We start from the raw sequence: 22241 nt of genomic DNA, 5'->3' as shown, positions 1-22241 counted from the left end.
CCCGACGGCTACGTACCGGGCAGCGTCGCTCGTCGAGAGGGGGCACGGCGAGCAACGCTGTCCACCGTATTCACCCTCGAGTCCTGCGCTTGTCACCGCGACCAAAACGCCTGGTCAGGCCCAGGCGGAGCGCGACCAACCGCGAGAAACATAGTCGTCGATTCCGTACCCCCGCCGATGGCAGACGACGACTCCGCGAGCGACGAGCGAACCGTCATCCGAGCAGGCCGCGAGTTCGAACAGGAGTACCGGCTCGACGCCAGCGAGGCGGGCGAGTTCCTGATCGCGCTGGGCGAGCAGCTTCGTGACGGCGACGAGCTGACGATCAGCGACACTACCGACGGCGAGGCGTGGGAACTCCCCTTCGCCTTCGGCGAACCGGTCGAACTCGAGCTCGACTTCGACGGCATGGGCGAGCCGGAACTCGAGATCGAACTCGAGTTACCCGGCCGTACGGACGAAAAGGCGCCCCAGATCGACTGAACGCAACGGCTCGAGCGGCTGGCGATCTCATTTTCGGCCTCGACGACGCAGTGACTCGAGCGTCGGACCGAGCCGCGGGACGGAGACGAACCGCGCCGCGAGCGAGCAATCGAACCGTTCTTGGCGCGGACTTTCGTGGGGTCGCGATATGGATGCCGGACTCGGAGTCGCGCTGGTCGCCGCCCTCGTCTGGGGCGTCTACATCTACGTGCTGAAGCGGTCGTTCGACGAGTATCCGCCGGCGGCGTTGACCGTCCTCATCAACGCCTTCGGAATCGCGTGGTACCTGCCGATCGCCGTCACGCAGGTCGACGGGTCAGCGGCGGCGCTTGGACGCTTCGGCGCCGCGGAAGCCGGTGTGACGGCGCTCACGATCGTCGCGACCGCCGCCGCGTTCGTGCTCTTTCTGCGGGCCATCGCGGAGGGCGACGTCTCCTACGTCACCCCGATCAACAAGCTCGTCCCGATGTTCGTGTTGCCCCTCGAGGTGGTGGTGCTCGGGCAGGTGCTGACGCCGCTCGAGGTCGGCGGCGTCGTCGTCGCGACGCTCGCCGTCTACGTCGCCAACTACGATCCCGGTGGCTTCTTCGAACCGTTCCGGAAGGCCGCGGCCTCGCGGCCCGCCCAGCTCGCGCTGCTGAGCGCGATGTGTTACGCGGTCAGCGACCTCGGCAAGCGCGTATCGCTGCAGGAATTGGCGATCCCCGAGCGGCTCTGGGTGCCGCTGTTGCTGTTCGGGGTCGCGGTCGTGCTCCTCCCGATCGCGGTTCGCAATCCGCCGACCGCGATCCGCGGCGACCTGCCGAAGCTCGCCGTCGCGGGCGGGATGGTCGCGCTCGGCGAGCACCTGACGACGCTCGCGTTCGCGATCCTGCCCGCTAGCATCGCCTCGCCGGTCATCAACACGCAGGCGATCGTCGCGGTCGTCCTCGGCGGCGTCCTCCTGGGCGAGCGCCACTTCCGGCTTCGACTCGCCGCCGCCGTGCTCGCGGTGATCGGCGTGACGCTGATTGCCGTCTGACGAATTCAGGGAGTAGATTGCGGACCCGAATTAAGCCCTGTTTGATATAGCGATATGAGATTTATTCGGTCGGTATCGGTCAGCGACCGTGGCCGTCGCGACGCAGCCTGAAGCAGGCAATCAGCAGGTCAACTCCTCGAGACTAGCCGGAGAAGGATCAACACTCAGTCGCGTCGCGTCTCGTCAACGCTGTCGGCCACACGCTCTGCGAGTTCCTCTCGCCGCCGATGACTCCGCTCGGCGTCGAACCCGACGGACAGCACCTGCGTTCCCTCGCGCTCGAGCGACTCGCAATACGCGTCGTCGAACTCGTGGGGTTCGACCCGCTCGAACTCGAGGCCGTACGCCTCCCCGAGCGATTCGAACTCGATCCCGTGGGGCGTCTTGAACTGGTCGGTAAACGGCGGGTCGAACGCCTCGATGGGGAGTTTGTGGAAGATGCCGCCGCCGTCGTTGTCCAGCAGGACGATCGTGGCGTCGACGTCGCATCGGTCGACGGCGAGCAACCCGTTCGCGTCGTGGTAGAAGGCCAGATCGCCGGTGACGAGCACGAGCGGTTCGTCCTGGTCGGTCGCGCTGCCGGCCCCCAGCGCCGTGCTCTCGATGCCGTCGATACCGCTGGCGCCGCGATTCGCGAGGACCGTCAGGTCGGCGGCTCGAGGCCGGCCGAACCGTTCCGCATCTCGGATCGGCATGCTGTTCGAGACGAACACCGTCGCCGGATCGGGCGCCGTTTCGAAGACCGACGCGAGGACGGCGCCCTCGAGCGGCTCGGACTCGAGCGCGTCGTCGGTTCGCGCCTCGTCGTGGACCGCCCAGTGGTTCCGCTCGGCGGCGGCGAACTGCTCGAGCCATGCGTCGTCCGTGTCCGTCTCGGCAGTAGATCCAGAGTCGAGCACCTCGAGTAGACCCTCCACGACCGACGCGGACGTCGCCGCGAGCAGATCGGTCGCGGTAAAGGTCGCCTCGCGCCACGCCCCCGCGGGGTCGACCACGAACTGGCGGGCGTCGGCGTCGCGCAGCGCGTGGCGCAGCGGTTTCGACGTCGGCGACGCGCCGAACCGGAGGACGACGTCCGGATCCTCGAGCGCGTCGACGTAGGTGTCGTAGCCGCCGTAGATCAGAGGATCCTCGCGCGCACGAACGTGCGAACCGAACCGCAGCCCCGACAGGGGATCGGCGAGGATCGGCGCGCCGACGCGTTCGGCGAGGTCGACGACCGCGTCGGGCTCGAGTTCCTGCAGGTCCCGCGGATCCGCGGGCCCGGCGACGATCAGCGGCCGCTCGGCGGTCTGAAGCGCCTCGGTAAGCGACCGCAATCCGTCGGCGTCCGCCTCGAGCGTCCGCCGCCCGCGATCCGTTTCGACGAACGGACCGTCCCGCCCGCGTCCGGCGAGCGTCTCACCGAAGGACTCGGGGACGGCGTCGGGAACCTCGAGCGGCTCGAGGGGTTTCTTGAACGGGCAGTTGAGGTGGACGGGGCCGGGTTCGACGCCGACGGTCTCCGAGAGCGCCCGCGCGGCGGTCGTTCGGAGGCTGCGGACCTTCCGCTCGTCGGCCTCGGGTTCGGGAAGCTCGGCGTACCACCGGACGGCGTCGCCGTAGAGCTTGACCTGGTCGATCGTCTGGTTCGCGCCGCTATCGCGGAGTTCGGGCGGCCGATCGGCGGTGAGTACGAGCAGCGGCACGCGGGCCTGGCTCGCCTCGATGACGGCGGGGTGGAAGTTCGCCGCCGCAGTGCCCGACGTGCAGATCAGGGCCGTCGGCTCGCCGGTGCGACGCGCCCGGCCGAGCGCGAAGTAGGCCGCCGAGCGCTCGTCTAAGTGCGAGTAGACGTCGATCTCTGGGTGTTCGGCGAAGGCAACCGTCAGCGGCGTCGAGCGGCTCCCCGGGGCGATACAGGCGGCCTCGAGGCCGCCGGCGGCGAGTTCGTCGGCGAGGACGCGACCCCAGAGGGTCGCGCGGTTCGGTGCGCTCATGCGTGTTGTGGAGTTGCAAACGGCAATGGAATCGTTATCGTAACTCGTCGAGAATCGGCCGGAACTTCAACTGCACTTCCTCCCACTCCTCGTCGGGGTCGCTGTCGGCGACGATGCCGCTGCCCGCGAACAGCGTGACCGCCTCGTCGGTCGCGATTCCGGAACGGAGGCCGACCGCAAACTCGCCGTCCCCGTCGGCGTCGAACCAGCCGACCGGCGCGGCGTACCAGCCGCGATCGAACGGTTCCGTCTCGCGGATCGTTTCCCAGGCCGCGTCGGGCGGCATCCCGCCGACGGCGGGCGTCGGGTGCAGCGCTTCGACGATCTCGAGGACGTGGCGATCACCGTTCAGCGTCGCCTCGATCGGCGTCCGGAGGTGCTGGATCGTCGCCAGCTTTCGGATCGTCCGCTCGTCGATCTCGAGATCCCGCGCGAGCGGCGCGAGCTGGTCGCGGATCGCGTCGACGACCAGTTCGTGCTCGCGTCGGAGTTTGTCGCTCTCGAGCAGCCGATCGGCGTGTCCATCGTCCTCCTCGGGGGTCTCACCCCGTGGCGCGGAGCCCGCGAGCGCCTCGGTCGCCACTCGAGGGCCGCGTTTCGCGACCAGCCGCTCGGGCGGCGCGCCGAAGAAGGTGACCCCGCCCTCGCGACCGATCCGGAACCGGTAGCAGTTCGGATACTCCCGGCGGAGCCGTTCGAGCGTCGCGCCGACGTCGATCGGGCCCTCGAGGTCGACCGACAGCGCCTGCGCGAGAACGACCTTCGTGAGGCGGCCGTCGGCGATTCGCTCGAGGGCGGTTTCGATCCCGGCTCGCCACTCGTCGGGTGCGGTGGTTCGGTGGGTCGCGGCGACGCCGGGACCCGCGCCGCTTGGCTGCATCGCCGGGAGCTCCGCAACGTGATCGTGCCAGCGCTCGAGTCGTGTCGTCGCCTCGTCAGCGTCGGCGCCGACGGCCGTGAGCCACGTGCCCTCGTCCTCGCCGTCGGCGCTTCGGACGACGAACACGCGGGGGATCACGAAGGAAGCGGCGTCGAACTCGTCCCAGTTCGGATGCGGGTTCGGCGTCGAACCCGCAGTAGCATCGGAATCCGTGCGGTCGGCGGCGTGATAATCGTGGAATGCGAAGCCGCCGACGGCCCGCGGGCGAGCGACGTCCGGGCCGTCGTGCTCGAGGCCGTCGAACGCGCGGCTCGCCTGTCGTCGGACCTCGGCGAACCGCTCGGGCCCGGTTGCGACGAATCGCGCGGCTACGCCGCGACCGACGAGCTCGAGGCCGTCGGGTGCCGCCCACTGGATGCGTGCGCGGTCGGTTCGGTCGGCCGCTGTGGCGGTGTCAGCATCGAGCTCGTCGACGTCGGCGGCCGCAATTGCGCCGAATGAGACGTCCTCGAGTTCACGGCTGCGGCTCACCAACTCGCCGTCGGCCGCCACACTCCGGGTGGCAGCGTCGCCTACCAGCCGGCCTTCGACCTCCCGCTCGCCCGACGTCCGGTCCATCGCACGATGGTCAGGACCGCCGCGCCTTCAGCCTAACTATATCGCTCCTCTCGCCACGGGTTCGCCGTCTGGGAGTAGCCGCGCTTCTCCCAGTAGCCGCGCTCGGGCTCCGTGAGGAACTCGACGCCGTCGACCCACTTCGCGCCCTTGTAGGCGTACTTGTGCGGCGTGACGACTCGGAGCGGGCCGCCGTGGTCTTCGGGGAGTTCCTCGCCGTTGAACGCCCAGGTGAACAGGACCTCCTCGCGCATGCAGTCCTCGAGCGAGAGGTCGGTCGTGTAGCCGTCCAGTGCGGAGAACATGACGTGAACGGCGTCGTCGTGGACGCCGGCACGATCGGCGATCTCGGTGAAGGGAACGCCGGTGAATTCACAGTCGAACTTGCTCCAGCCGGTCACGCAGTGGAAGTCCTGTCGCTGGGTCTCGCTGGGCAGGTCGCGGAACTCGTCCCACGAGAACGACAGTTCCTCGTCGACCGCGCCGGTGACGGTGAACTCCCACGTCTCGGGGTCCCAGTCAGGGGTTCCGCTCTTCGAGAGGACGGGAAACGCCGAGGTTTCGCGTTGTCCCGACGGGAGCCGATCGTCGCCGAACTCCTGGTAGAGGTCCGTAACGTCCTTCGTCATGTCCATCACTTCGTCCGGATAGCCGTAGGTGTGACGCTCTGCCCTGCTGGCTCGAGCAGCGCGGCGGACGCCATCAGCCGTTACCGAACTAATCCGGTCGCAAATGAGAGGAACGGCCGGAGAAAGACTCTGTTACCCACTGTAACGGGGGCTCGAAACGGTGTGAAACGGTCCTGCGTCCGTTATAATACCAGCATACGGGCTGAAACCCTCGTCATCCCTTAGTAGCAACTCGCCCACCAACGCAATGCATGGCGAGTAGACAACAGATGACGGAACAGGAAATGTCCGGAGAGGCAGCCGAGGAAGTCGGCGAACAAGCGATGGGGCCCGCGTTCCTCGCGTCCGCGGCATCAGTCGCCCTCTCGTGGTACTACTTCTTCCTGCGCGGAGAGACCGAACGCGGACTGTTCGTCGGCCTCTGGCCGCCGACAATCCTCGCGTTCGCGAGTTACTTCAACCAGCGCAAGATACGCCAGCAACTCGATTCGATCACCCAGCCCGGGACGACGCTCAAGAACGCGTTCGACTCGATGATGGGCAACCGGTAATCGGTTTCAGGGAACCGCTAACCGCTGACGACCGCGACATTCGAGTCGCGCCCTCCGTTGCGGATTCCGTTTCTGCGTCCCAGACCGAACCTCGTGAGCCGCTGGTGGCTCCGCGAGCGGATCGGAATGTGGCACAAACCGCCGATTCGAACGCCGACGCAAGGCTTTTCTGCGCGTGCAGAATCCCCGTCAAACCTAAATACCCCCTCACCGAAAGCCGAATCAGATGCCGAAAGTAGAGATCACCATCCCGGAACACCTCGAGATGCAGATCGCCCAGATGGTCGAGCGCGGCGAGTTCGTCAATCGCGAGGAGGCGATCGAGGACCTCCTCTCGACGGGCATTAAGGCCTACAAGACCAGCGGGCCGATGGACGAAGAGGAAGGTACAGGCACCGGTGGCGGCACCGGTCTCGAAGACGACGGAATGATGGGCCACGACGACGAATACGTCTTCTAACTCCGGCCTACAGCGCGATCGTGAGGAGGGGGATGCCGAAGGCAATCGCCGCCCCGACCACGAGCACGAACGCGCCGACGCCGACGGCTCGCGAGGAGTAGTCACTCATCGGTGCCGTCGTCCGCTCGGCCTCGAGATCGTGGCCGACGTCGGCGCCCGTGTCGCTCCCGTGCTCCGCTGGACTGTCGTGCGTATCGTCCGTGTCTGCCATACTCGCGTGTTGACCCCTCGCGGTCTTAAAAACACCTACACGGGAGAGAGCAGCCGTCGGATCATATCAAAGTATTTACTAACGGCGGGAGAAGCGGCGGCAATGCCCTCCACAACGGTTTCTCGCAGACGACTACTCGCTACTGCGGGCAGTACGCTTGCACTCGCCGTCGCAGGGTGTGCCGGCAGCGACGGCAGCGGTACCACCGTCGAACACAGCGCGAGCGAAGGGACGACGCTCGAGTCGAGCCACGAGTACGAATCGATCGCGGTCCGGTCGGCCGAAAACGAGATTTTCGTCCATCAGGACGAGGAAGCGGCCGAGGCGGCCGCCGACCGCGACGGCTACAGGAGCAGACGGGAGCGAGTATTCGTCGTCGACGACGAGGCTGCGACGGCCCTGCGAATCGAGACGAGCGAGCCCGACGCGAGCCGAATCCGCGAGTTCGTCGAGGCGACCGACTTCGAGAACGAATCGGTCGTCGTCGAACAGCGGTCGATCGAGGACTGCTACCGGCGGCGCCTCGTCGCGGTTCGGGCCGGCGACGACGAGTTTCGAACGGAGTACTGCCAGACGCTAAAAGACGCCACGACGCCCTGCGAGGCCGACAAAGAACTCGTCGAAGCGATCGTTATCCGCGTGCAGCGGCCTTACGACGAGGCGCCCTCGAGTTTCTCGAGTTCCGAGAGCCACAGGTGTCGGGATTCAGAGCGGGCAGCTCGCTACGGTGGTGAGTCGGCAGGCGAGGGGAACGAGTCGACCGAGTCGAACGCGACGGCCGGCGAATCGAATTCGACGGCAGTCTCTGGGGGAACGGAGGGCGGGGACGAATGACTGCTGACCGTCAACCGCGTCTCCGACGCCGCGGATTCCTCGCCGCCCTCGCGGCCGGCGGCAGCGTCGCCATCGCCGGCTGTGGCAGCACCGACCTCCCCTGGGAAGACGACGCCGCGCCGTCGTTTACCGCAGCGGACGCCGAAACCCTGTTGGCGGACCTGACGGGACCGACGATCGAGTGGCCGGCGCCGGTCCAGCCGACTCGAGGCGCGCTCGAGGACGAACTCGAGCGGATCGACTCGCTCCTCGAGTCGGTCCCGTCGTCGCTCACCGCCGACGACGTTCCGAACGGCGTCGTTCGCGAGGAGATCGCCGACGATCGGGACGAAGCCCGCGAAATTCGGGACCGCGTCAGTGCCGAGAGCGACGATTCGGACCCGGCCGCGAACCGGTACCGCCGACTCCGCGAAACGAGGGGCGCGCGGGACGCGGCTCGAGCGGCGGCGACGGCGCTGACCGCAATCGACGCCGATCGGGCGCAACTCGTCGGCGAACTCGAGGATGAACACGAAGCCGTTCGCCCGACGATCCGAGACCGGCGGGCGGCGACCGACTATCGGGGAGTCGATACCGATAGCGGACGGCTTCGAGCGGCGCTGTACTGGCACCGACGGGAGGACGACCTCGGGTGGGCCGAGCACGTGCTCGAGCAGTGGACCGTCGATCCGGCCGCGAGCGTCGTCGACATCGGGGACGCCGCGGGTGAGCTCGAGTTCGCGACCGCGACGGCACGCGTCTGGGACCACTTCGACGGCCGGTACGCAGCCGACATCGACGACGCCGCGACAGGGCCGATCGACCTCGAGTCGGCGTTCGACACTGCGCTCGAACGCTCGATCGATCGCGCCGACGAAACCGGGTTTCCGAGCCAAGACGGTGAGGAGTGGTACGAGGCGGTCGGGCTGGACGACCTCGAGGACCAGCGTCGTCGACTGTTCGCCTGGGACATCGGTCGGCGCGTCGAGGACGCCCGCGAGGGGATGACGGACGCCCGCGATGACGGTGACCTCGCGACGGGACTCGCACGCGCGCTCGAGTTCGAGCAGACATACCGGGCGTTCGAGACCGTCCGCGACCGGTTGCAGGACGGGGCGATCGCGACGCCGGAAACGATCGACGAGATTCGGACCGAGCGAACGGCCGCGCTCGAGGCGGCGACTGCGGCGCGCGAGGAGTTTCCACCGGATGTGCCATCACCGGGCGCGTTTCGCCTCGCCGAGACCCTGCGGTCGCTCAGTTGGGTCGACGACAACGTTCGGCGGGCCGCCGACAACGATCCCGACGTGGTCGTCTCGCTCGGCGAGGAGGTCGGTAACTACGCCCGCGTCCGGGCCCAACTCGAGGCCCTGCCGGCGGCCGTGACGGCGCTCCGAGAGCGGTTGTTCGCCGCGTGATCCCGTCCAGCAACTGACGGCGCGAATTGTCCGATCCAGACGCCTTTACTACCCCGGGTGCCAACACCCGATAAGAACCACCGTTCATGGCACTGACAAAGCGAATCATCCCGTGTATCGACGTCGACCTGGACGAAGACGGGGATCCGGCGGTCTACACCGGCGTCCACTTCGAGGACCTCGAGTACACCGGCGACCCCGTCGAGATGGCCAAGGCGTACAACGAGTCCGGGGCCGACGAGTTCGTCTTCCTCGATATCACCGCCTCCGCGGAGGGCCGCGAGACCATGCTGGACGTCGTCCGCGACGTCGCCGACGAGGTCTTCATTCCGCTGACCGTCGGCGGCGGCATCCGCACCACCGAGGACATCAAGGAAACCCTCCGCGCCGGCGCGGACAAGGTCTCGATTACCACCGGCGCCTTAGAGCGCCCCGAACTCGTCAACGAGGGTGCGAAGGCCTTCGGCAGCCAGTGTATCGTCATCAGCGTCGACGCCAAGCGCCGGTACGACGAGCGAGGCGAACACTACGTCGAGGTCGACGGCGAGTCCTGCTGGTTCGAGTGCACCAAGAAGGGCGGCCGCGAGGGGACCGGCATCGACGTCATGGAGTGGGCCGCCGAAGCCGAATCCCGCGGCGCGGGCGAACTCTTCGTCAACTCGATCGACAAGGACGGCACCAAGGACGGCTACGACCTCCCGCTGACGACGGCGGTCTCGGAGACCGTCGACACGCCGGTCATCGCCTCCTCGGGCTGTGGCGGTCCGGAGGACATGTACGACGTGTTCACCGAGGCCGACGCGGACGCCGGGCTGGCGGCGTCGATCTTCCACTTCGGCGACTACTCGATCGAGGAGACCAAGGAGTATCTGGACGAACGCGGCGTGCCGGTCCGGCTCTGAAGTCGCGTTCGACGGGTCGTGACGGCTACGCCGTCGTGGCCGTGCCGTCGTGCCGTCGTGCCATCGACCCGACACGCTTATTCTCTCGCAGTCAACCGCTAGAAGCAGTGAAGTGGCGGTGCACCTGGTGTGGGAAGCCTCACGCGGAGAACGACCCACCCTGCGACGAATGCGGGCACAACGTCTTCGAGAAGGCCGTCGTCCGCGCGGACGAGGACTCGAGCAACGCGAACGGCGGTGCGGGCACGAGCGGTGCGCCCGACGAACTCGACGGCGCCACACCGGGAACCGTCGACACCGGCACCCAGTACGTCTGGCGATGCCCGAACTGCGGGCGGGATCACGTCAGGAACAATCCGCCCTGTTCTCGCTGCGGCAATCCCGACCTCGAGCAAACCGAACAGACCTACGACGAGATCGATCGGGAGCTCGAAACGCCGAGCTGGCTCGAGTTGGCGAAGCCGTACGCGCCGATTCTGGTCGTCATCGGGCTCGTCGTCGCGCTGTTCGCGACCGGCATCGTGCCGCCGTCGGTGCTGCCGGGAATCGGGCCGCCGTCGCCGCCGGACGCACCCGGAAACGGGAGTCAGGCCGGCGGGATCGACCTCGATCGGACGGCGGAACTGGTCCACGAGGAACTCGAGACCGATCGCGGTGCGGCCGATTCGCGAACCTACGACGCCGACCTCGCGGCGTTCGCCGAGTACTGGAATCGAGCCCTCATCGCGAGCGACTACGGCGACGCGAACCCCGAGCCGGCCGATCCCGACGCGTTCGGCGTCGACTGTGCGGCCGAGGACGTAGTCGCCGTGCAGTTACCGCAACTCGAGGAGGATATCGACGGCTACGACGACGAATCGGACCTCGCAGCCGAGATCGCCGATGCCCTCCGACCGACGGCCGACAGCGGCTCGAGCGGCGACCTCTCCGCAGAAGGACTCGATCTGCACGTCACGGACGACGGAGAAATTCACGGGTTCTACGCGACGTGCTGAGGCGTCTCCGCCGACTGTTGCGACGCGATAGAGAGGAGAAATCCGAACGAAAACCGGAGCCGATTACGCCGCCTGCGCAGCGTCTTCGAACGTCTCGCGGAACGACATCGCCTTCTCGCGGACGTCGACAGCAGCTTCCTCGAGGGCCTCGAGCGGATCGACGCCGCTCTCGGTCTTGATCGTCAGGATCGGCTCCGTCTGACCGCCCGACTGTTCGGGGTTCACGTCGTAGGTCGCTGCGCTGACGTCCTCGTGCTCGAGCAGTGCGCCCTTGAGGACGTTCATGAACGTGTGATCCTCGCCCGCGATTTCGATCGAGAGTTCGTCCTCGGTGCTCTCGGTGACCCGCAGTTCCATACCCCTGTATCCGGCCGTCGGCCGCTTGTACCTTTCGAAGGCGGGCAGCCCTCGATCGCGGGTACCGGTCGCTCGAAGTGAGACGGGTACCGGCGGCGGGGTCTACGGACGAACGGCGGACAGCGAACGGTATATGGGCGTGCGGTCGCACCACAGGGATATGCGCTGGACCGCGGTCGCGCTCGCAACTGCCCTCGCGGCGACGGTCGCCCTCTCGCTCGCTACCGTCAGTCGGCTCGACCGTCCGGCCCGCCGCTGGCGCGACGTAGCCGGCGAGCGGCTCGTCATGGGGGTGCCGTGGGGAACGCTGGTCGTCGTCGCGTTCGTCGTCTGCGTCTACCTGTTCGTCCAGGACGGTGTCACCGACGTCAGCGATCCGGTGACGATTCCGTACCGGGCGTGGTCGTTCTTCTATCCGTTCGGGCTGGCGACGGCCGCGTTCTCCCACGCCGACCTGGGCCATCTCGTCGGCAACATGGCGGGGACCGTCGTCGCCGCGCCGATCGCCGAGTACGCCTGGGGTCACTACACACCCGATCGAGACGTCGACCCGACGGCTGACGGCCGCCGCTTCCTCGAGCGGTGGCGAACGAACCCGTGGATCCGGGCCCTCGTGCTCTTTCCGCTCGCGGTCATCGGCGTCGGGCTGCTCACGAGCGTGTTCGCGCTCGGCCCGATCATCGGCTTTTCCGGGGTCGTCTTCGCGATCATCGCCTTCGCGATCGTCCACTACCCGATCGCGACGCTCATCGCGGCGATCGGGCTACAGAGCGTCCTGCTGACGATCTACCGCGCGATCCGAAACCCGGTGTACGTCCACGTCGTCGAACAGAGTCCGCCGACCGCACCAGGGTGGGCCGGCATCGCGATCCAGGGGCACGCGCTCGGCTTTTTCATCGGACTCGTCCTCGGCGCGGTGGTCCTCGAGCGCCGCGACCGCCGGCCGAACGCACTCCACGTCTGGATCGCGATCCTGGTCTTCGCGTTCTCGCGGGGGCTGTGGCAGATCTACTGGTACGGCGAGGGGAACTCCTTTATCCTCTTTCGGGGTCCCGGCGTCGTCATCGTCACCGTCCTCGCGCTGGTGATCACGGTCGCGCTAGCAGGATCCGATAAGCCGGTCGTCCCACGGCGCGTCGGTCGGTTCGTCGCACGCTTGCGGGGTCAAGACGACCGTCGCTCGAAGTCGCTCGTCGATCGACCGCTCGAGATCGCCGCCGGCGCGTGGCCCCACAGTGCGGACGGCGGAGGCACTGACCGCGGCCCGAGGCGACTCGAGCGGATCCGCGAACTCGCCGGCGGCGGACGAACGCACGACTCGGACCGGTCGCCGTTGGCGGACGCGACGCGGCGCAGTTCGGCGTTTCTGGTCGTTCTCCTCGTGCTCGCGGTGCTGGCCGGGACGGCGATCCCGGTCAACCTCGCCGTCTACGAGTCGACCGAGGCCTCGAGCGACGCGATCCGCATTCAGGACTACACGATCGAGTACGGCGAGGAGGTCGAGAACGAACTCGTCTCCGGCATCGGCATCGACGCGGTGGTCGACGACAGCGGGCTCGAGGCCAGCGGCGTCATCGTCTCGAGCGAGCGACGGAACATCTGGATGGAGGCGGTCACGAGTCAGCGGCTCTCGTTCACCGGCGAGGAGACCATCGCGGTCGGCGGCCCCGGCTGGCGCGAGACGGTCCACGTCGAACGCGTCGGCTGGGAGCCGGTCGGCAACGAACCGGTGTACCAGATCCGGATGTGGGAGGCGGGCGAGGAGTCCGCGGTCGTCCACGAATCGGCGGGGTCGATGGCCGACGTCCTGATCGAGAATCGGCTGGTGACGATCACCTCGCAGGACGGCGCGTTCGTCATCGAGGTCGCCTCGAACGAAACCGGCCTGATCGCGACGACGCCGCTCCCCGAGGAGGGCGACACGACTCGGGCCGGCGGACTCACCTTCGAACGCAAGGACGGCACGCTCTACGCCGCCTCCGATGGAACGGCGGTCGCCGTCGCGAGTAAAGAGACGTACGACTAACGCCGACTCGTACGGGCCGGTTTCCTGCCAACTCTGGAACGTGTTTGCGGTGATTTCTCGAGACCGGAACCGATACTCGAACAGCGATTTGACGATATCGTCCGATACCCTCCGCGAGCAGCCGATTCCTGGGTCCGGCTCGTTTTCCTCGTCGAATATGTCACGGACGGCGAACAGTCGACTGTACGTGGATATTTCAGGCCTCGAGCGCGCCTCGAGCGATTGGCCCGGCGAACGCTCGCGATCGGTTGCCGCGGCGGCAATCGATTAACCGCCACGTGGCAGCGGGAAGTCGGCGTGAAACAATGACTCGACGGGGCGTTCGATCGGGTGAGTTGAATCCGGAGAGATGAGCCACCGTTCACTCCCGAAATCGGCGTCGGAGACGACTGACGCCGATGCCGACGCCGACGTCGATGCCACGTCCACCCGAGACGACGGCCGCGCCGATCCCCGGTCGCCGGCCGCCGTCCGTCTCGAGAACGTCACTCACGAGTACGGCGCCGACGGCGGCTTCCGATCGAGCGGGGGCCGGTCGGTGACCGCGCTCCGCGACGTCTCGCTGTCGATCCGCCCGGGCGAGATCGTCGGCCTCGAGGGCCCGAGCGGCAGCGGCAAGTCGACGATACTCCACGCCGTCACGGGGCTGTTAGTGCCGACCGACGGAACCGTCGAGGTGATGGAGACGGACCTCACCGCCCTCTCGGAGCGGGAGCGAACGCGGATGCGCCGGCGCCACGTCGGGATCGTCTTCCAGCGGTTCCACCTCCTGCCGTCGCTGTCGGCCCGCGCGAACGTCGCCCTGCCGCTGGTGCAGGTGGGCGTCCCCAAAGCCACCCGCCGCGAGCGCGCCGCGGAACTGCTCGAGGGCGTCGGGCTCGACGATCGTGCGGGCCACCTGCCCGGCGAACTCAGCGGCGGTGAACGCCAGCGGGTCGCGATCGCCAGGGCGCTGGCGACCGACCCCGACGTCATCGTCGCGGACGAACCGACCGGCGAACTCGATACGGCGACCGGCCAGAACGTGCTCGAGCTGTTGACCGACGTCGGCCGCGAGCGCGACCGAGCGGTGCTGGTCGCGTCCCACGACGACGACACGCTGGCGGTCGCCGATCGAGTGATTTCGCTCCGGGACGGGCGGGTGGTGACGGATGGCGGATAAGCGCGGCGACGACGGGACGACCGGAGAATCGGGCGACACGAGTACAGCGATCGACGGCACGCGCCGCCGGCGCTGGAGCGACCTCGTCGGGTTTTCGGTTACGCGGCTGTGGAACCGCGCGACGCGGACGCGATCGGGCCGCATCGCGGCGACGATCAGCGCGGTCGCGTTGACGATCGCCCTGTTGGTCGTCGTGACCGGCGTCGCGATGGGGCTCGCGGATGGGGGCGTCGTCAGCGACGACGATGCTGATGTCTGGATCGCACCGGAAGAAAGCGGCGCGCTCTCGGCCGTCGACGGCGTCGAACGACCTCGGCTCGGTGAGACGAACTCGCGCGCGGCGACCATCCGCGAGCGAGACGGGGTCGACCACGCCTCGCCGGTGCTCACCGAGACCGCTCGGCTCCAGCCGGCCGGCGAAGCCGACGGTGCGTCCGAATCGAAGCACGTGCTCCTCGTCGGCGTCGTTCCCGACGACGAGACCCGGACCGTCGCCGGCCTCCCGACGGACGCGCTCGAGCCGGGCGATCCCCACTACGCCGACGGCTCCTACGACGGCGTGCCGCGCCAGGAGATCGTCCTCTCGGAGGCCGCGGCGAGCAGACTCGGCGCCGAAGCCGGCGACGAACTCGAGCTTGCAGGCCCCGGTTCCGGTGCCGGGAGCGGGGACGGTATGAGTGTCGCGGGCGGCGAAACGACGCCGTCGGTCACGGTAACCGCCGTCGAACCGGCCGGCGACGGCGGCTCGGACGGGCAGGACGCGGAGAAGGCGGCGCCCGTCGCGCTCGTCCACCTGAGCGAACTTCAGACCGCCTCCGGAGCGGACGACGGCGAACTCGCGAACCGCGTCCTCGTCTGGGGCGAGTCCGACGCGGCCGAAGCGGCGGCTACCGACGCCTACCCCGACGCGGCCGTCGAATCGGCCGCCGAACTCGACCTCGAGTCGCTGTTCGACGACGGACTGGCGCTGGCGACGAGCCTGCTGGCGCTGCTGGCCAGCGTCGTGATCTGTGCGTCGTTCGTCGCGACGACGATGGGGATGACCGTCGACCAGGACCGGCGGACGCTGGCCGTCCTCGAGGCGGTCGGCTTCCCGGCCTCGAGCCGGCTGCTGGTCGTCGCGCTGTCGACGCTCGTCACGACGGTCGCCGGCGCGGTGCTGGGCGCCGCGATCGGAATCGGCGGCGTTCACGCCGTCAACGCCATTGCATCGGCGACGGTGGCGCCGGGCGCGGTCGCGACCGTCCACCCGCTGTTCGTTCCCTACGCCGTCGGCGTCGCCCTGCTTTCGGGGCTGCTCGCGGTTCCCTATCCGCTCGCGGTCGCCTCGCGCACGTCCGTCCTCGCGGAGGTGGGACGATGAGCGCGAGCGTCAGCGCCGCCATCGTCCGCGGAAAAGCGGTCGTCGGCCTCGCGCTCGCCCAACTGCGGCGCTCACCCGGCCGCACTGCGCTGACGGTACTGGCGGTAGCGGTCGCCGTGCTCGCAGTCACCCTGCTCGCGAGCCTCGGCGTCGGCGTCGTCGAGACCGGTGAACGAGGGCTGGACAACGCCGATCAGGACATCTGGATCTCGAGCGATCCCGTCGATCCCGCCGCCAGCGGCACCGAGAACCCCATCGTCGGGTCCCACGGGATCGCGGGCCAGCTCATGCAACGCGACGACGTCAGCTACGCCGCGCCGATCGGGATGTACGACGTCTACGTCGGGACGGACCCGAACGATCTCGAACGCCACCCCGCCGTGGGCGTCCGGGAAACCCACGAGGGGTTCGACTTCCAGTCCGGCGGCGGATTCGAAACGCCGCCGGAGGCCTACGAGGGCGGCCGCACCGAGGAGCCGATGACCGAAGAGATCGTGCTCGATCCGCGGGTTGCCGACGAGATCGGCGCCGAGGTCGGCGACACGATCTACGTCGGCACCAGCCGCCAGACGGCCCCCGAGTACGAGTTCACCGTCGTCGGCACCTCGAGCTACTACTCGCAGTACCTCGGCTCCGAGACGGTGACGATGCCGCTCGTGGATCTACAGGCCGTCGCCGGGACGACGGGGACCGATCGGGCGACGTTCATCACGGCCGACGTGGCCGACGGCGCCGACCGGGAAGCCGTTGCGAACGACCTCGACGAGGAGTATCCGGGCTACGACGTCCGCACGAGCGACGAGCAGATCGAGGCGATGTTCGCGGAGCGGCCGCTCGTGCTCGCCAGCGGCGCGACGCTGGTCGGACTGGCGATCGTCGGCGGCGTCGTCCTCACGGTCAACCTGTTCGTGCTCGTGGCCGCCCAGCAGCGCGACGAACTCGCCGCACTGCGAGCCGTCGGCCTCTCTCGACGTGTCCTCGCGGGGACGATCGCCGTTCAGGGGCTCATCACCGGTATCGTCGGGGGCGTAGTCGGCCTCGTCGCGACGCCGTTGCTCACGAGGGGATTCAACCGCGTCGCGGCGTCGATCGCCGGCTTCGAGAACCTGCTGCAAACGCCGCCGAAGGTCTACGCCGTCGGCCTCGCGGTGGCCATCGTCGTCGGGACCGTCGTCGCGCTCGTCGCCGGTTGGCGCGCCGGAAAGTACGCCAGTATCGAACACCTCGAGATCTGAGCCGTTACACCGGGCCGTCCCATTCAGCGCCACTCGATCCGGAACACTTCGGCCGCGAGCGTCTGCTCGGCAGCGTCGTGGAACTCGAAGCGGCGCTCGATCGGGAACTCGGCGCGGAAGGCGTGGGTCACTTCGCCGCCCTCGTCGGCCGCGAACGATTCGACGAATTCCTGGCTCCCCTCGTTGTGGATGGTGTAGGAGACGGTCGCGATCGAACTGGCGGTCTCGAGAAAGCGCCGATCCGCGTGGCGGTTGCCGCGCTGGGCGCCGAAGGGCGGATTCGAAAGGACGGTGACATCGGAGCGAGCGAGCGGCGGGCGGGTCGCGTCGCCGAGGATCCAGTCGATCGAGGTCGACCCCGTATCGACGCGAGCGGCGTTTTCCCGGGCGACGGCGAGCGCGTCGGGGTCCACGTCGATCCCCAGCACGCGGTCGGCGCCGGCGAGCGCAGCCCCGATCGCGAGCATGCCCGTCCCCGTTCCGAGGTCGACGACCGGGCGCTCGAGGTCGCCCGAGAGGGCGGCGCGGTGACAGACGTGGGCGGCGATATCGGGCGGCGTGAGGTACTGTTCCAAGGAAGCCGAGGGATCGGAAAAGTCCGCGAGCGACTCGAGGTCCCGGGCGAGCGAGCGACGCGAGGGGCCTGCCATGCCCGACCGTTACCGGTCGAGCGTAATCGGTCCGTCGACCTCGAGGACGAGACCCTCGCGCTCGGCCCGTTCGGCGCAGGCCGCGAGCGCGGGGCGGACCTTCTCGTCGTTGGCGACGTCGTCGACGGCGACCGTAACGGCGTTGACGCCGAGGAACGAGCCGGCGCGGACGTAGCCGCGGATGCGGTCGACCTCGTCCTGCGTCGCGAGCGAGCAGTCCTCGTCGAAGCAGGCGTCAACGGTTAGCTCGACCGGCGAGAGGTCTTCGGCGGCGAACTCGTGCTTGAGATCGCGGAGGTACTCGGGTGCGGTCGACTCCAGCGCGGTGGCCTCGAGGGTCACGGGGGTGACGTCCGCGGGTGAACAGCGTTCGATCGCTGACTCGCCGTCGGCGGGTGACGTGGTGCTCATTACGAGACCATACATAGGCTGCATACAAAAATGTTGTTGGATTCGTAGTAGTAATACACGAGCGGCGAGAGGGTGGCCGACCGACGGCGGATACGTTCTTCTTTCGTGATATAATCGAATAGAGTTAAGGACGGGCCGTTCGAAGTCTACGTATGGACGAGTGCCCCCGGTGCCAGGGCTCGCTCGAGGAACTCTCGCTCGGGGACGTCTCGACGGTTAGCTGTCCGCACTGCGAGTACGCGGACATCCCCGTCGAACACGAGAGCGTTCCCGAGACGCCCGAGTCCTGGCGGGACGCGCTCAATCGCTTTTACGAGGAGACGGTTCCCAAGGTCGATCCCGTCGAGGTCGAGTCGGCGCCGAATGCGAACGAGGAGCCGGAACCGATCGCTCGAGAGGACTGAGAAAACGAAGCGGCGTACGTAACGCTCGAGACGGCAAAGCGGCTGCGCTGTTGTGAAAGAGCGCCAGCCCAAGAAAATGAAAGCGAGAGGGAGAGTGAACGAACCGAAACGTCCGAACCGAGACCGCGAGGTTACTCGGCGGCGGCCGCTTCGGCTTCCTCGCCGTCGACGTCCTCGTCCGAGCGGGCGGCGACGAGGCCACCGCGAGCGACGCTGTAGAGCGGCTCGTCGGCGTGGGTCACGCCGCTGATCGAGAACGGGATGTTCGCGTCGTTGAGGTGGTCGCGGAACAGTTCCTCGAAGCCGTCGGGGCTCGAGGTGCCGCCGGTGACGACGACGGGGACGTCCAGGCCTTCCTCGACGTCTTCCTCGTCGACTTCCTCGACGATGTTGTCGATGACGTAGTCCAGCAGGTTCTCGTAGTAGATCGACAGTGCGCCTTCGACGCCGCCGACGTCGGTGGTGAAGTCGAGTTCGAAGTCGTCCTCCTTGATGGAGGTGACCTTGTCGACGGGCGTGCCGGTCGCGCGGGCGGCCTGCTCGTCGACCCAGTCGCCACCGCGGGCGACGGAGAACTTCATGACGGGGACGGCGTAGTAGGCCAGACAGACGTTCGTCATGCCGGCGCCGAAGGAGATCCCGAGGCCGGTGAAGTTGTTGTCCGCGAGTTCGGAGTAGATGACGGACATCCCCTCGTTGATGGGCTCGGCATCGTAGCCCATGTCGTCGAGGAAGGATTCGATCGTCTTCTGGTGGTACAGCGTCGAGAGATCGGAGTCGATCGGGTCCGCGGGCGTCGAGAAGTACAGTTTCTCGTCCGGATAGGCGGGCTCGCCGACGACCTGTTCGATGATGAGCTTCATCATCGGGATCGCGCTCTGCTCGTCGTTCGAGAGGATCCCGTGTTTCATCGGGCGGCGGGTCTCCTTATTGAAAATGTTCGCAAAGTTGAGGGCGTCGTCGCCGACGACGTAGACCTTGTCGTCCTTGCGAATGTGGAGGACTTCGCTTCGCGAGAGCATCTGCTCGGCCATATCCGAGTACTCGATCTCGACGAAGGAGTTGCGCTGCTGCACGAATACCGTGTCGTTCCCATCCTGCTGTGCAGACAGGATGTTCATCGTACCGACGTCCAGGCCTTTGGCCATAGTTGGGCAAGGCGGCCGACGGATTATAAATCTATGTGCGTTGATTTCATTTTCTCAAAATTAGGAAAAATATAGTGTTTACTGCGGTTTACGAGGTATTAATTCCTCTTGAGGAGGTTCCGCAAGGAGTTTCGCAGTGACGTCAGGAAGCCGCGACCGCCGTCGTCCGCCTCGGCGAGTTCCTCCGCTCGGCGCTGCTCGCGCAGTTCCTTTAACTTCTGGGTCTGGTCGTCGACCGTCGCGCTCGAGGTGGTGGTCTTCGTCTCGCCGCCTTTCAGCCCCTTGAGGCCGGCGACCTGCGCGTCGACGCCGGAGGAACGGGTGGTCGTCGTCCCGGCCTCGCTGACGTTGACTTCGTCGAACTCGTTTTCCGAGAAGCTCAGGCGCTTGTGCTCGGTCTTCTCGACGCCGCCCCAGGAGAGTTCGACGTCCTCCATGGCCTCGTCGATGTCCTGTTGGATCTCCTCGTCGGAGTAGGACTCGCCCTCGTCCTCGCTCGAGTCGACCGCGACGCGGTCGGCCTCGCGGGCCATATCGAGGTAGTGAGCGATCAGTGCGGCGCCGGTCGAGGCGGTCAGTCCCGCGAGGCCGACGGCGTAGGTGGCCGTCACTTCGACGGTGTAGTCGGTCTCGGCCATGAAGTTCCAGTTGTCCGGATAGGCGACGAGGAATCCGAGCGTCGCGCCGACGGTGACGGCGGCGCCGGCCGCCGAGACGCCGATCGTTTTGCGGTCAGCGGGCAAGAGGACGACCACGCCGAGGATCATCGCCGGTAAGGAGAGCATCCCGAGCGCGTAGGCCGGCTGGACCCACGTGAAGTAGGCCGGATCGGTTCTGCTGAACGTGCTGCTCCAGAGGAAAAGGAGCAGTGCGACGACCGCCAGACCGACGCCGCCGAGGAACAGACCGAACCCGAGATAGACGTCGGTCCGGTTCTCCGGCTCGCCGATATAGCGGCGGTAAAGGTCGAAGAGATAGCCGTCGAGGGGCTGTTCCGCTGGCATTAAGGCCTCGTTTACGCTCCAGTACTATGACTGTTGGGTCGCGAACGTATCGTCGCACCCGCGTCGCTCACACGTTACCGGGACGACGGATCGCGTCACCGAACGCCGGCGCGGACTCGGCTGTCGGCTCGAGGTCGAAGGTCGCTGGCGGCCTCCGAAATCGATCCCGTCTCGCCCTGCCAGACCAGATAGCGAAAAGCGCCGCCACTACTACGCGCTGTCAGTCAGTATCCGAATTCGCCGGCAAGTCGGCGAATTCGTACCGATTGTGACAGCGTGCAGTATATACGTCCGTGGCCGTTAGGACGGCTAATGAGTCAGGAGTCGGAGTACACCGAGGGGGACCTCCGTAACACCGGAATGCAGCTGCGCCACGATCGCGAGTGGGACTACGAACTGGACCGGATCGTCGACGCGATCGAGGAACGCGATGCGAAGAAAGTCGGCCTGCAGTTCCCCGAAGGACTGAAGCGGCGCGGCCCGGCCGTCGCCGACGACCTCCGCGAACTCGCGGACGACGACGTCACCTTCATGCTCTCGGGCCAGCCGTGTTACGGCGCCTGCGATCTCGATACCTATCTGATGAAACGCACCGACGTGTTCGTCCACTTCGGCCACTCGCCGATGAAGAACACGGACAAGGTGATCTACGTCCCGCTGTTCTCGAACGTCGAAGTTACACCCATCATGGAGGAGGCGCTGGACACCCTCGAGCCGCCCGAGGAGACCGAAGGCGTCGGCCTCGTGACGACGGCCCAGCACATGAACCGCTACGACGAGATGAGCGCCTTCCTCGAGGAACGGGGCTACGAGGTTCACAGCCGGCGCGGCGACGAGCGACTGACCCACGAGGGGCAGGTGCTCGGCTGCAACTACGCGAGCGCGGACGTGCCCGCGGATCAAGTTCTCTATGTGGGCGGCGGGAAGTTCCACCCGCTCGGGCTGGCGATGGAACACCCAGACAAGCACGTCGTCATCGCCGACCCCGTCAACAACGTCGTCACCGTCGCGGACACGGAGAAGTTCATGAAACAGCGGTACGCCTCGGTCCACAAGGCGATGGACGCCGAGAAGTGGGGTGTCATCTTCTGTACCAAGATCGGCCAGGGTCGCTGGGAAGTCGCCCAGGACATCCTCGAGGACAACGACGACGCCTACCTCATCACGATGGACGAGGTGACGCCGGACCGCCTGCGGAACTTCGACATGGACGCGTTCGTCAACACCGGCTGTCCGCGGATCACGACCGACGACGGTCCGCAGTTCCACAAGCCGATGCTCACGCCCGGCGAGTACGAGATCGCCGTCGGCAACAAGCCGCTCGACGAACTCTCCTTCGATACGTTCCACGGCACCTGGTAAGCCGGCCGATACGATCCGGTACGGCGCATCGCACTGCTGAATTCACGCGTCTCACTTTGAACGGATTGACCGGCCGAGACGTAACTGTTCGATCACCGATTCAGGTAGAGAGAGCAGTTCGATTACCGGAGGCTCACGACCGATACACAATCATTCAAAATA

General features: G+C 67.1%; 22 protein-coding genes and 1 pseudogene. 14 read left to right on the top strand and 9 right to left on the bottom strand.

What is annotated here, in order from left to right:
- Positions 1–177 precede the first annotated feature (177 nt).
- The gene (locus tag ATJ93_RS00475; RefSeq protein ID WP_120242689.1) at positions 178–483 is read left to right on the top strand and encodes an amphi-Trp domain-containing protein; all 306 of its coding nucleotides are present in this window, start codon (positions 178–180) and stop codon (positions 481–483) included.
- 148 nt (positions 484–631) lie between these two features.
- The gene (locus tag ATJ93_RS00470; protein ID WP_120242688.1) at positions 632–1504 is read left to right on the top strand and encodes a DMT family transporter; all 873 of its coding nucleotides are present in this window, start codon (positions 632–634) and stop codon (positions 1502–1504) included.
- 164 nt (positions 1505–1668) lie between these two features.
- Here the strand turns inward: ATJ93_RS00470 and menD are convergent, their stop codons facing one another.
- From menD to ATJ93_RS00455, 3 genes are read right to left on the bottom strand one after another with little or no spacing between them, the layout of a single operon-like run.
- The gene (gene menD, locus ATJ93_RS00465) at positions 1669–3483 is read right to left on the bottom strand and encodes a 2-succinyl-5-enolpyruvyl-6-hydroxy-3-cyclohexene-1-carboxylic-acid synthase (RefSeq protein ID WP_120242687.1); all 1815 of its coding nucleotides are present in this window, start codon (positions 3481–3483) and stop codon (positions 1669–1671) included.
- Positions 3484–3517: 34 nt separating this feature from the next.
- Positions 3518–4981 carry an isochorismate synthase gene (locus ATJ93_RS00460; RefSeq protein WP_120242686.1) on the bottom strand — a complete coding sequence of 488 codons (1464 nt, stop codon included), beginning with the start codon at positions 4979–4981 and terminating at the stop codon, positions 3518–3520.
- Positions 4982–5013: 32 nt separating this feature from the next.
- Complete coding sequence (locus tag ATJ93_RS00455; RefSeq protein ID WP_120243871.1) at positions 5014–5607, bottom strand: sulfite oxidase-like oxidoreductase; 594 nt, start codon at positions 5605–5607, stop codon at positions 5014–5016.
- Between the two features lie 251 nt (positions 5608–5858).
- On the opposite strand from ATJ93_RS00455, the gene ATJ93_RS00450 reads away from it, so the two are divergent.
- Together ATJ93_RS00450 and ATJ93_RS00445 are read left to right on the top strand one after the other, a co-directional pair.
- Complete coding sequence (locus ATJ93_RS00450; RefSeq protein WP_120242685.1) at positions 5859–6158, top strand: hypothetical protein; 300 nt, start codon at positions 5859–5861, stop codon at positions 6156–6158.
- Positions 6159–6384: 226 nt separating this feature from the next.
- Positions 6385–6618, top strand: a complete 234-nt coding sequence (locus ATJ93_RS00445) for a ribbon-helix-helix domain-containing protein (protein WP_013880805.1) — start codon at positions 6385–6387, stop codon at positions 6616–6618.
- A 7-nt stretch (positions 6619–6625) separates the two neighbouring features.
- On the opposite strand, the gene ATJ93_RS00440 is transcribed toward ATJ93_RS00445, so the two are convergent.
- Positions 6626–6829: a DUF7550 family protein gene (locus tag ATJ93_RS00440; RefSeq protein ID WP_120242684.1), complete on the bottom strand. Its 204-nt coding sequence runs from the start codon at positions 6827–6829 to the stop codon at positions 6626–6628.
- 102 nt (positions 6830–6931) lie between these two features.
- Between ATJ93_RS00440 and ATJ93_RS00435 the strand changes: the two genes are divergently transcribed.
- From ATJ93_RS00435 to ATJ93_RS00420, 4 genes are all read left to right on the top strand, one after another.
- Positions 6932–7663 (top strand): hypothetical protein, encoded by a 732-nt coding sequence (locus ATJ93_RS00435; RefSeq protein ID WP_211334007.1) that lies wholly within the window; start codon positions 6932–6934, stop codon positions 7661–7663.
- The gene (locus ATJ93_RS00430; protein ID WP_120242683.1) at positions 7660–9060 is read left to right on the top strand and encodes a hypothetical protein; all 1401 of its coding nucleotides are present in this window, start codon (positions 7660–7662) and stop codon (positions 9058–9060) included. Before ATJ93_RS00435 ends, ATJ93_RS00430 begins: the two co-directional genes overlap by 4 nt.
- An 86-nt stretch (positions 9061–9146) precedes the next feature.
- On the top strand, positions 9147–9962 hold the full coding sequence (hisF, locus tag ATJ93_RS00425; protein WP_120242682.1) for an imidazole glycerol phosphate synthase subunit HisF: 816 nt from the start codon (positions 9147–9149) through the stop codon (positions 9960–9962).
- A gap of 107 nt (positions 9963–10069) precedes the next feature.
- Entirely contained in the window at positions 10070–10957 is an 888-nt protein-coding gene (locus ATJ93_RS00420; protein ID WP_120242681.1) for a hypothetical protein, read from the top strand.
- Positions 10958–11020: 63 nt separating this feature from the next.
- On the opposite strand, the gene ATJ93_RS00415 is transcribed toward ATJ93_RS00420, so the two are convergent.
- Positions 11021–11314: a DNA-directed RNA polymerase subunit L gene (locus ATJ93_RS00415; protein ID WP_120242680.1), complete on the bottom strand. Its 294-nt coding sequence runs from the start codon at positions 11312–11314 to the stop codon at positions 11021–11023.
- Positions 11315–11474: 160 nt separating this feature from the next.
- Here ATJ93_RS00415 and ATJ93_RS00410 point away from each other — a divergent pair, with 160 nt between their 5' ends.
- The 4 genes from ATJ93_RS00410 to ATJ93_RS00395 all read left to right on the top strand — a co-directional run bounded on the left by ATJ93_RS00410 (position 11475) and on the right by ATJ93_RS00395 (position 17100).
- A complete protein-coding gene (locus ATJ93_RS00410; RefSeq protein ID WP_120242679.1) occupies positions 11475–13340 on the top strand; it encodes a rhomboid family intramembrane serine protease in 1866 nt (621 codons plus the stop codon).
- Positions 13341–13689: 349 nt separating this feature from the next.
- Positions 13690–14502, top strand: a complete 813-nt coding sequence (locus tag ATJ93_RS00405) for an ABC transporter ATP-binding protein (protein WP_120242678.1) — start codon at positions 13690–13692, stop codon at positions 14500–14502.
- On the top strand, positions 14492–15865 hold the full coding sequence (locus ATJ93_RS00400) for an ABC transporter permease (RefSeq protein WP_211334006.1): 1374 nt from the start codon (positions 14492–14494) through the stop codon (positions 15863–15865). Before ATJ93_RS00405 ends, ATJ93_RS00400 begins: the two co-directional genes overlap by 11 nt.
- Entirely contained in the window at positions 15862–17100 is a 1239-nt protein-coding gene (locus ATJ93_RS00395; RefSeq protein ID WP_120242677.1) for an ABC transporter permease, read from the top strand. The genes ATJ93_RS00400 and ATJ93_RS00395 overlap by 4 nt, the downstream gene beginning before the upstream one ends.
- Positions 17101–17123: 23 nt before the next feature.
- On the opposite strand, the gene ATJ93_RS00390 is transcribed toward ATJ93_RS00395, so the two are convergent.
- Both ATJ93_RS00390 and ATJ93_RS00385 read right to left on the bottom strand, forming a co-directional pair.
- Entirely contained in the window at positions 17124–17750 is a 627-nt protein-coding gene (locus tag ATJ93_RS00390) for an METTL5 family protein (RefSeq protein ID WP_120242676.1), read from the bottom strand.
- 9 nt (positions 17751–17759) lie between these two features.
- Complete coding sequence (locus tag ATJ93_RS00385) at positions 17760–18161, bottom strand: hypothetical protein (protein ID WP_120242675.1); 402 nt, start codon at positions 18159–18161, stop codon at positions 17760–17762.
- Between the two features lie 152 nt (positions 18162–18313).
- Here ATJ93_RS00385 and ATJ93_RS00380 point away from each other — a divergent pair.
- Positions 18314–18481 (top strand): annotated as a pseudogene (locus ATJ93_RS00380) (zf-TFIIB domain-containing protein); the annotation flags it as partial.
- 215 nt (positions 18482–18696) lie between these two features.
- Here the strand turns inward: ATJ93_RS00380 and ATJ93_RS00375 are convergent.
- Both ATJ93_RS00375 and ATJ93_RS00370 read right to left on the bottom strand, forming a co-directional pair.
- Entirely contained in the window at positions 18697–19713 is a 1017-nt protein-coding gene (locus ATJ93_RS00375) for a disk-shape morphogenesis protein volactin (RefSeq protein WP_120242673.1), read from the bottom strand.
- Between the two features lie 98 nt (positions 19714–19811).
- Positions 19812–20717, bottom strand: a complete 906-nt coding sequence (locus ATJ93_RS00370; protein WP_120242672.1) for a DUF7139 domain-containing protein — start codon at positions 20715–20717, stop codon at positions 19812–19814.
- 312 nt (positions 20718–21029) lie between these two features.
- On the opposite strand from ATJ93_RS00370, the gene dph2 reads away from it, so the two are divergent.
- A complete protein-coding gene (gene dph2 / locus ATJ93_RS00365) occupies positions 21030–22079 on the top strand; it encodes a diphthamide biosynthesis enzyme Dph2 (RefSeq protein WP_120242671.1) in 1050 nt (349 codons plus the stop codon).
- The last annotated feature ends 162 nt before the right edge of the window (positions 22080–22241 follow it).

Source organism: Halopiger aswanensis, assembly GCF_003610195.1.
GTDB lineage: Archaea > Halobacteriota > Halobacteria > Halobacteriales > Natrialbaceae > Halopiger > Halopiger aswanensis.
The sequence above is the reverse complement of the archived record's forward strand: the minus strand, read 5'-3'. Positions and strand labels throughout refer to the sequence as shown.

Excerpts from the sequence above, each read along its gene's own strand:
- ATJ93_RS00475 (WP_120242689.1), top strand. The coding sequence starts at position 178 with ATGGCAGACGACGACTCCGCGAGCGACGAGCGAACCGTCATCCGAGCA.
- ATJ93_RS00470 (WP_120242688.1), top strand. The coding sequence starts at position 632 with ATGGATGCCGGACTCGGAGTCGCGCTGGTCGCCGCCCTCGTCTGGGGC.
- menD (WP_120242687.1), bottom strand. The coding sequence starts at position 3,483 with ATGAGCGCACCGAACCGCGCGACCCTCTGGGGTCGCGTCCTCGCCGAC.
- ATJ93_RS00460 (WP_120242686.1), bottom strand. The coding sequence starts at position 4,981 with ATGGACCGGACGTCGGGCGAGCGGGAGGTCGAAGGCCGGCTGGTAGGC.
- ATJ93_RS00455 (WP_120243871.1), bottom strand. The coding sequence starts at position 5,607 with ATGACGAAGGACGTTACGGACCTCTACCAGGAGTTCGGCGACGATCGG.
- ATJ93_RS00450 (WP_120242685.1), top strand. The coding sequence starts at position 5,859 with ATGGCGAGTAGACAACAGATGACGGAACAGGAAATGTCCGGAGAGGCA.
- ATJ93_RS00445 (WP_013880805.1), top strand. The coding sequence starts at position 6,385 with ATGCCGAAAGTAGAGATCACCATCCCGGAACACCTCGAGATGCAGATC.
- ATJ93_RS00440 (WP_120242684.1), bottom strand. The coding sequence starts at position 6,829 with ATGGCAGACACGGACGATACGCACGACAGTCCAGCGGAGCACGGGAGC.
- ATJ93_RS00435 (WP_211334007.1), top strand. The coding sequence starts at position 6,932 with ATGCCCTCCACAACGGTTTCTCGCAGACGACTACTCGCTACTGCGGGC.
- ATJ93_RS00430 (WP_120242683.1), top strand. The coding sequence starts at position 7,660 with ATGACTGCTGACCGTCAACCGCGTCTCCGACGCCGCGGATTCCTCGCC.
- hisF (WP_120242682.1), top strand. The coding sequence starts at position 9,147 with ATGGCACTGACAAAGCGAATCATCCCGTGTATCGACGTCGACCTGGAC.
- ATJ93_RS00415 (WP_120242680.1), bottom strand. The coding sequence starts at position 11,314 with ATGGAACTGCGGGTCACCGAGAGCACCGAGGACGAACTCTCGATCGAA.
- ATJ93_RS00410 (WP_120242679.1), top strand. The coding sequence starts at position 11,475 with ATGCGCTGGACCGCGGTCGCGCTCGCAACTGCCCTCGCGGCGACGGTC.
- ATJ93_RS00405 (WP_120242678.1), top strand. The coding sequence starts at position 13,690 with ATGAGCCACCGTTCACTCCCGAAATCGGCGTCGGAGACGACTGACGCC.
- ATJ93_RS00400 (WP_211334006.1), top strand. The coding sequence starts at position 14,492 with ATGGCGGATAAGCGCGGCGACGACGGGACGACCGGAGAATCGGGCGAC.
- ATJ93_RS00395 (WP_120242677.1), top strand. The coding sequence starts at position 15,862 with ATGAGCGCGAGCGTCAGCGCCGCCATCGTCCGCGGAAAAGCGGTCGTC.
- ATJ93_RS00390 (WP_120242676.1), bottom strand. The coding sequence starts at position 17,750 with ATGGCAGGCCCCTCGCGTCGCTCGCTCGCCCGGGACCTCGAGTCGCTC.
- ATJ93_RS00385 (WP_120242675.1), bottom strand. The coding sequence starts at position 18,161 with ATGAGCACCACGTCACCCGCCGACGGCGAGTCAGCGATCGAACGCTGT.
- ATJ93_RS00375 (WP_120242673.1), bottom strand. The coding sequence starts at position 19,713 with ATGGCCAAAGGCCTGGACGTCGGTACGATGAACATCCTGTCTGCACAG.
- ATJ93_RS00370 (WP_120242672.1), bottom strand. The coding sequence starts at position 20,717 with ATGCCAGCGGAACAGCCCCTCGACGGCTATCTCTTCGACCTTTACCGC.
- dph2 (WP_120242671.1), top strand. The coding sequence starts at position 21,030 with ATGAGTCAGGAGTCGGAGTACACCGAGGGGGACCTCCGTAACACCGGA.